We start from the raw sequence: 7,490 nt of genomic DNA on the forward strand, positions 1-7,490 counted from the left end.
CCTTGTGCACAGCTGAACCGCGCCGCATCCTGAGGCGCCGAATTCCGGGGGACTGATCATTGGCAGCAGAGCCGCGCATCATCGCTGAGCGGTACCGTGTGGACGAGCTCATCGGCCACGGCGGCATGGCCAAGGTGTACCGCGGATACGACCTCACACTCGGGCGCGACGTCGCGATCAAGATCCTCGATCCCGAGCTCGCCCGCGACACGGCGTTCCGCACCCGGTTCCGGCTCGAGGCGCAGGCTGCATCGCGCATGTCGCACCCGTCGATCGTGCGCGTCTTCGATGCCGGAGACCCTGGATCCGCCGATGGCGCGACGTCCGCCGACAGCGAGCCGTACATCATCATGGAGCTCGTCCAGGGTCGGCTGCTGAAGGACATCATCGCGGCCGGGCCTGTGTCCGTCGAGGACGCGGTCCGCTACGTCGACGGCATCCTCGAGGCCCTCGACTACTCGCACCGCGCCGGCGTCGTGCACCGTGACATCAAGCCGGGCAACGTCATGGTCACCGATCGCGGCCAGGTCAAGGTCATGGACTTCGGCATCGCCCGCGCCGTCTCCGACTCGTCATCCACGGTCGCCGAGACCACGCAGATCCTCGGCACGGCCGCGTACTTCTCCCCCGAGCAGGCCAAGGGCGAGCCTGTGGATGCCAGGGCCGATCTGTATTCGACCGGTGTCGTGCTCTACGAGCTGCTCACCGGGCGCCAGCCGTTCCGCGGGGACTCCCCCGTCGCCGTCGCGTACCAGCACGTGAGTGAGGCGCCGGTGCCGCCGACCGAGGTCAAGGAGGACGCGCCGAAGACGCTCGACCCGATCGTGCTCCGCGCCCTCGCGAAGGATCCGTACCAGCGGTATCCGGATGCCGCGAGCTTCCGCCTCGCGCTCGACTCCGCTGTCACCGGCAAGGCGCCGACGAAGAAGCAGCTGGGCGCGCTCACCAGCGAGCTGTACGGGCCGAGCCCGCGGCAGGCGCAGGAGACCGCACGGTCTCTGCGGCAGCTGAGCTCCGACACCACGATGACCCGCACGCAGTCCGGCCCTCCGGTGGCATGGATCTGGGCCGGCGTCGCACTGCTGGCCGTGCTGCTGATATCGGTTCTGCTGTGGGTGATCATGATGCCGCGCGGCGAGCAGATCCCGACATCCTCCCGCATCGTGCCCGACCTCGTCGATGTCTCGTCGGAGCGCGCGCAGGCCGACCTGCTCGACCTCGATCTTCAGTCCGAGATCATCTATGAGGCCGATGCCGACGTCGCCGAGGACAACGTCATCCGCACCGATCCGGAGGCCGGGCAATCGGTGAAGGTCGGCGAGACGATCACGCTGTACGTATCGTCCGGTGCCGAGACCGTTGAGGTGCCGAAGCTCGTCGGCCTCTCGCAGACCGCCGCCAAGGATGCCTTGACCAAGGCCGGGCTCGAACTCGGCACGGTGACGCCGCGCAGTGATGCCGAGAGTGCTGCCGACACCGTACTCGAGGCCAGCGCCGAAGAGGGCACGGAGGTCGCGCCGAAGACGGTGATCAACCTCGTCGTCGCCAGCGGGCGCGTGACGCTGCCTGACGTCACGGGCTGGACGCTGGACGCCGCAACGGCGAAGCTCGGCGAACTGGGACTGAACGCGATCCAGACCGAGTCGCCCGACTGCCCCGCGACGACGCCGGCAACGGTTGCGTCGATGTCGTCCGCACCGGGCGATGTGCCGGTGCACTCCGACGTCGAGCTCCGGTACTGCACGGGCGAGTAGTCGCGCCTGCTCGCGCCCCCGCGCCTCGCCTCGCCCCGGCTTCGCGCCGGATGCGAGAAGGGTTTCGCGGCTTCACAGGCCGGCGGAGCGACGCAATCCTTCTCGCATCGACTCGCGACCTGTCGCCCGCGACACGTTCTGCACAGTGCGACCGGATGGGCGACCTGTGCACAGGCCCAGAGAATCTCGGGTTGCCGGTTTGCGCGACTGCGCCAGTATCAGGGGATGCGACACAGAGTTCCGCTTCCCCGCCGTCCCGGCGACAGGTTCTCGGTGCGCAGCGCGGAAGCCGCCGGCATCCGTCGCGGCCGGTGCAGCACCCCCGATCTGCACTGGCCGTTCCACGGAGTCCGCTCACGCGAGAAGCTGGTGACATTCGATGACGTGGTCCGCTGCTACGAGCCGCGTCTGAAACCGGGTCAACGGTTCGGCGGGCTGACGGCGGCCCGCGACTGGGGACTACCGCTGCCGACGATGTGGGAACCGGACGAGCCGATCGAGGTCATCGTGCCGCCGACGGGGGCCGCGCCGAAGACCGCGGGGGTGAAGGGACGTCGGCTGCGCGAGGATCGCGCCGAAACACGCATTCTCAAAGGACGCCCGGTCGTCGACCCGGTCGCGGCGCTGTTCACCTGCGCGAGCACGCTAACCGTGCAGCAGGCTGTCACGATCATCGATGCACTGCTGACGACGGCATCCAACTATCCGGGATTGGGGCCCGGCAGGCCGATGAGCACGCGCGACGAAATCGCCCGTCGCCTCGATGAGTGGTGGCGGTTCCCCGGGAGTACGACGATCCGCACTGCGCTGCGTCAGGCACGCGAGCGGGTGGAGTCCCCGAAGGAGACCGAGACGCGACTGCTGCTCATCGCGAGCGGTCTGCCCGAGCCGGTCGTGCAGCAGGAAGTGCGGGCGGGCGGCGTGCTGCTGGGGCGCATCGACCTCGCCTACCCCGAACTCAAGGTCGCGATCGAGTACGAGGGGGATGGCCACCGGACCGATAAGGAACAGTGGCGAAAGGACATCCAGCGACAGCGGCATCTCGAGAGCGAAGGATGGATCGTCATCCGCCTCACTCAGGCCGACCTCGACGCGAGGGAGCCGATGATCGCGAGCATCCGTCGCGCGATCATCGCGCGAACCCCGTGACGCACCCCCGGTCTCGGGCATCCGCCCCGTCTCGGGCATCCGTCCTGTCTGCGATGCGAGAAGGATGTCGCGGTCTCGCGCCGATCTGAACCCGCGAAACCCTTCTCCCGTCCGTGAGCATCTCACGCGAGTGAGATGCTCACGCGAGCGGATGCAACGTCGCCGCCGCCGCGACGGCGCGCGGATCTCCGACGGAGGTGAGCCAGTTGGCCAGCAGGCGGTAGCCGTGCTGCGTGAGCACGCTCTCTGGATGGAACTGCACGCCGACGATCGGCAGGTCGCGGTGCGCGATGGCCATGACCGTCCCCGATGCCGTGCGCGCCGTGACCGTGAGCTCGGCGGAAAGCTCCCCCTCCGCGAGCGCCAGCGAGTGATACCGACCGACGTCGAACGGCGAGGGGATGCCGTCGAACAGGGCTGACCCGTCGTGCTCGACGGTCGAGACCATTCCGTGCATGAGCTCCGGAGCGTGGGAGACCTCGGTGCCGAATGCCGCCCCGATCGCCTGATGGCCGAGACACACGCCGAGCAGCGGCATCCCCAGCCCGGCGCACAGCTCGACGACGTCGACCGAGCTCCCGGCATCCCGCGGCCGACCTGGACCGGGCGACAGCATCACTCCGTCGTACTCGGGCAGCAGGGCGGCGAAGCCGGCCGCATCGGCGGCATCCGCCTCGATCAGCGTGACGGACGCACCGAGCTCGCGAAGGTACCCGACCAGGGTGTGCACGAAGCTGTCGTGATTGTCGACCACGAGCACTCGCGCGCTCATTCCAGGTCGACCTCTCCCGGCGTGATGATCGGGCTCACCCAGGGGAAGACGTAGAAGAACAGCCCGTACAGGATCGCCGCGACGGCGACCAGCAGGATCAGCACCCGCAGCCACCACGGGCCGGGAAGGATGCGCCACAGCGCTGCGTACATCAGAACTCCTACCAGGACGGCGCGGCGACGTCGTCGACCGGGGCCAGAGAATCGGGGGCGCCTTCGGCCCGGGGTTGGAAGCCGTCGAAGACGGCGTACCCGACGATGCGCTCGGCGAGCGAATAGAGCGGAGAGCAGGCCGTGAGAGTCAGGTACCGCTCCCCCGTCTGCACTTCGGGCATCTGCGGGACGTCGGCGAGCACCTCGACCGCGCTCGGCTTCACGTATTCGAGGTTCCTGAACCGATACGTGAACCAGCCCTCCCGGGTCTCGACGACGATCGCATCATCCAGTTCGAGCTTGTCCATCCTGTTCAAGGGCGCACCCCAGGTGGTGCGGTGGCCGGCCACGGAGAAGTTGCCGACCTGGCCGGGCATCGCCGACTGATCGTAGACGCCGATCCAGCCGTGGTCGAGTGTCACGGGCCTACTCGTTCCGCCGGCGATCTTGACGTTGTAGTCCGAGCCGAATCGAGGGATGAGCATCTGGGCGAACGCGATGCCGTCCGCGGGATGCTCCAGCTTCGGCGGCTCGTACCGGAGTGTCCCGTCGTCGTCTTCGACCGACGGCGGGGGCGCCGGTGCCGGCAGCTCAGCCCACTCCCGCGAGACGGCCTGGCCCTCGCTGTTGCCCTGGGCGCCGATGATGATGTCGCCGATCCACATCTGCCACGCGATGAACAGGAGGACGAGCACACCGGCGGTGAGCAGGAGCTCGCCGAGCACACTCGTGAACGTGGCCCGCGACCGGCCGTGCGGGCGAGATCGCCCGGTCGGCTGCGTGGCGGGAGCAGTCATATGCGTGATCATAACCTTCGGACTTGTCGACCTCGCATCGAATCGAGGGAAGCGGGCGCTCATGGGTAGAATGACGGCATGGCACGAGACCGCAAGAGCGAAGAGCCCGTCGTCGAGCGCAGCGAGGGCGAGCAGGCTCCCAACGCCGTTTGGTTCAAGCCCGTCATGCTGGGCTTCATGCTGCTCGGTCTCGCCTGGATCCTCGTGTTCTACCTGTCCGGTTCGACCCTGCCGATTCCCGGCATCGGATCGTGGAACCTCGGCATCGGCCTGGGCATCGCGCTCATCGGCTTCCTCATGACGACCCGCTGGCGGTAGTCGGTCATCGCTTTTCGAGAAGAGCCCCTCGCTTCGGCGGGGGGCTCTTCTCGTGCTGTGGTTGTCACTCGGAAGTTATCCACCGAGTTATCCACAGGCTGGGGAGAATTACACCGGTGTTATTCACAGGGGTGGAGAACCCTGTTAACAACTTCTGACCTGGACTGTTAAGCCAGGAGGACCAGTGGAGGAACGAACGCCACGACGACGATCAGCACCACGACGGTCGCGGCGAGCAACAGGATCTGCCAGGTGCGCTGCTCACGGCGGCGGGTGCGCGTGTAGATGAGGGCGACCAGCGCGCCGACGATCGCGCCGCCGAGGTGCGCCTGCCACGCGATGCCGCCGAAGACGAACCCGATCGCGAAGTTGATGCCGAGAATGATCAGGATGCCGGTGACGTTCCCGCCGATGTGGCGCCCGATGATGAGCAGGGCCGCCATGAGGCCGAAGATCGCGCCAGATGCGCCGACGGTCGCCGTGGTCGGCGCGAGCACCGCGACCATCACCGATCCGCCCAGGCCGCTGATCAGGTACAGCGCCAGGTAGCGCGCGCGGCCGAGCATCGGCTCGAGGATCTGCCCGAGCATCCACAGCCCGAGCATGTTCAGCGCGAGATGGATGAATCCACCGTGCGCGAAGACAGTCGTGAGCAGACGCCAGGGCTCGAACGGGAACGGGAAGAGCGCCGGGTACAGGAACGGACCGCGGAAGTACAGCGCATCGGTGACCGCATCACCGATGCCCGGAATCAGCTGCACGAGCCCGATGAAGGACGTGATGATCAGCAGCGCGTAGGTGACGACGGGCTTCCCGCCGCGGGTGGCCGCCGCGATCGTCCCCGACGATCGGCCACCCCAACGGCGTTGCGCGCGCTTCTGCGCCGGTGTGCGATTCTTGCGCTCCGCGGCCATGCACTCGGGGCAGATGACGCCGACGGCCGCCTGCGTCTGGCACTCGGGGCAGATGGTGCGCATGCAGCGCTGGCAGAGCACGAAGCTCTGCCGATCCGGATGGCGGTAACAGAAGTTGTCGCTGTTGCTCGCGAACTCAGAGGACGTCATCCGGATCGGCCAGAGGTGGCGTGGTCAGACCGCTGCGATGTCGACGGACTGCAGCACGACGGGCTCGACGGGGCGGTCGCCCGCCGCGGTGCGCACGGCGCCGATCTCGTCGACGACCTTCTTGGACGCGTCGTCCGCGACCTCGCCGAAGATCGTGTGCTTGCCCATGAGCCACGGGGTGGGGTCGGTGGTGATGAAGAACTGCGAGCCGTTGGTGCCCTCGAGCTCGCCCGTGATGGCGTTGCGGCGCAGGCCCGCGTTCGCCATCGCGAGGATGTAAGGCTCATTGAAGTTCAGTTCGGAGTGGATCTCATCATTGAAGTTGTATCCGGGCCCGCCGACGCCCTGTCCGAGCGGGTCGCCGCCCTGGATCATGAAGTTCGGGATGATGCGGTGGAAGATGACGTCCTTGTAGAGCGCGCCCTCGCCGGGCTTGCCGGTGGCCGGGTCCGTCCAGGCCTGGGTTCCGTCGGAGAGACCGACGAAGTTCTTGACCGTCTTCGGGGCGTGGTCGCCGAAGAGGTTGATGACGATGTCACCGTGGTTGGTGTGCAGAGTTGCGACATGAGAGTGCTGGGGCATGCATCCATTCTCGCAGAGCATGCGCCCGACCGGCCGGAAACGTGCCGGACGATAGCGCTGACGGCCCCGTATGACAAGGGTCGACGGAATCAGTGCCGGTATCCAGGGTCGTCTGGCAAGATGGGGAACCCGTACTCCACATCGACAGGAGAACAATCGTGAGCCTGACCCGCAAGCGGAAGAAGGAACTGCGCCGTCTGCAGAACGACGCCAATGACCTCTGGGAGCACCAGCAGGAGCTCGTCGGCCACGCGGCCGACATCGCCCGTGAGGCCGGTCGCCAGCTCGCAGGCGTCGGTCGCGAGCAGGTTCTGCCTGTGGTCCAGGACGCCTACAATCGTCGCGTCGCGCCGACCGTCGACCGCGGTCTGAAGATCGGCCGCCACGTCGTCGACGACAAGGTCGTCCCGATCGTCGGCGGTGTCGTCGGCAGCGCACTCTCGGCCTGGGATGTGGCGAACGCAAAGCGCCAGGGACTGACCGTCTCGAAGGGACGCGTCGTGAAGAAGAAGCAGGGCCCAGGGCTCGGCTCCATCGTCGCGATCATCCTCGGTGCTGCCGCAGCGGCCGGCGTTCTCTACGCCGCATGGCAGGCACTGCGCACGGATGACGAGCTCTGGGTCGCGGACGACCCGCTCGCAGCCCCCGACGCGTGACCGATCCCCTCGACCGGGTCCGGGATGCCGCGGCCGCCCGTGGTCTCGACATCGAGATCCGCGAGCGTCCGAACGCCCGCAGCCTCCACGAGGCTGCGGAGCTTCTCGGCATCCCGGCATCCGGGATCGTCAAGACGCTCGTGGTCAAGCGCAGCGACAACACGTACCTTTTCGCGCTGATCCCCGGTGGCCGCTCGATCTCCTGGCCGAAGCTGCGTGCCCTCGTGGGCGTGAACAAGCTGCGGC

Annotated in this window: 10 protein-coding genes; 5 read left to right on the plus strand and 5 right to left on the minus strand. The window is 67.5% G+C overall.

The window, feature by feature from the left end:
- The first annotated feature begins 59 nt into the window (after positions 1 to 59).
- Together pknB and LQZ87_RS13815 are read left to right on the plus strand one after the other, a co-directional pair.
- Positions 60 to 1,754 carry a Stk1 family PASTA domain-containing Ser/Thr kinase gene (pknB, locus tag LQZ87_RS13810; protein WP_290368278.1) on the plus strand — a complete coding sequence of 565 codons (1,695 nt, stop codon included), beginning with the start codon at positions 60 to 62 and terminating at the stop codon, positions 1,752 to 1,754.
- Positions 1,755 to 1,979: 225 nt separating this feature from the next.
- A complete protein-coding gene (locus tag LQZ87_RS13815) occupies positions 1,980 to 2,903 on the plus strand; it encodes a DUF559 domain-containing protein (RefSeq protein ID WP_230104024.1) in 924 nt (307 codons plus the stop codon).
- 139 nt (positions 2,904 to 3,042) lie between these two features.
- Here the strand turns inward: LQZ87_RS13815 and LQZ87_RS13820 are convergent, their stop codons facing one another.
- From LQZ87_RS13820 to LQZ87_RS13830, 3 genes are read right to left on the minus strand one after another with little or no spacing between them, the layout of a single operon-like run.
- Complete coding sequence (locus LQZ87_RS13820) at positions 3,043 to 3,675, minus strand: gamma-glutamyl-gamma-aminobutyrate hydrolase family protein (protein WP_230104025.1); 633 nt, start codon at positions 3,673 to 3,675, stop codon at positions 3,043 to 3,045.
- Positions 3,672 to 3,827 (minus strand): hypothetical protein, encoded by a 156-nt coding sequence (locus LQZ87_RS13825; RefSeq protein WP_194421090.1) that lies wholly within the window; start codon positions 3,825 to 3,827, stop codon positions 3,672 to 3,674. The genes LQZ87_RS13820 and LQZ87_RS13825 overlap by 4 nt, the downstream gene beginning before the upstream one ends.
- A gap of 8 nt (positions 3,828 to 3,835) precedes the next feature.
- Complete coding sequence (locus tag LQZ87_RS13830) at positions 3,836 to 4,624, minus strand: class E sortase (protein WP_230104026.1); 789 nt, start codon at positions 4,622 to 4,624, stop codon at positions 3,836 to 3,838.
- Positions 4,625 to 4,702: 78 nt separating this feature from the next.
- Here LQZ87_RS13830 and LQZ87_RS13835 point away from each other — a divergent pair, with 78 nt between their 5' ends.
- Positions 4,703 to 4,942: a cell division protein CrgA gene (locus LQZ87_RS13835; RefSeq protein ID WP_230104027.1), complete on the plus strand. Its 240-nt coding sequence runs from the start codon at positions 4,703 to 4,705 to the stop codon at positions 4,940 to 4,942.
- Positions 4,943 to 5,109: 167 nt separating this feature from the next.
- Here the strand turns inward: LQZ87_RS13835 and LQZ87_RS13840 are convergent, their stop codons facing one another.
- Both LQZ87_RS13840 and LQZ87_RS13845 read right to left on the minus strand, forming a co-directional pair.
- Positions 5,110 to 6,006, minus strand: a complete 897-nt coding sequence (locus LQZ87_RS13840) for a rhomboid family intramembrane serine protease (RefSeq protein WP_230104028.1) — start codon at positions 6,004 to 6,006, stop codon at positions 5,110 to 5,112.
- Between the two features lie 24 nt (positions 6,007 to 6,030).
- On the minus strand, positions 6,031 to 6,588 hold the full coding sequence (locus LQZ87_RS13845; protein WP_230104029.1) for a peptidylprolyl isomerase: 558 nt from the start codon (positions 6,586 to 6,588) through the stop codon (positions 6,031 to 6,033).
- A gap of 158 nt (positions 6,589 to 6,746) precedes the next feature.
- Between LQZ87_RS13845 and LQZ87_RS13850 the strand changes: the two genes are divergently transcribed.
- Positions 6,747 to 7,244: a DNA helicase gene (locus tag LQZ87_RS13850; protein ID WP_230104030.1), complete on the plus strand. Its 498-nt coding sequence runs from the start codon at positions 6,747 to 6,749 to the stop codon at positions 7,242 to 7,244.
- The coding region (locus tag LQZ87_RS13855; protein ID WP_230104031.1) for a YbaK/EbsC family protein at positions 7,241 to 7,490 on the plus strand (250 nt) is incomplete at its 3' end. The genes LQZ87_RS13850 and LQZ87_RS13855, both read left to right, overlap by 4 nt.

Source organism: Microbacterium sp. Bi121, from assembly GCF_918698005.1.
Classification (GTDB): Bacteria; Actinomycetota; Actinomycetes; order Actinomycetales; family Microbacteriaceae; genus Microbacterium.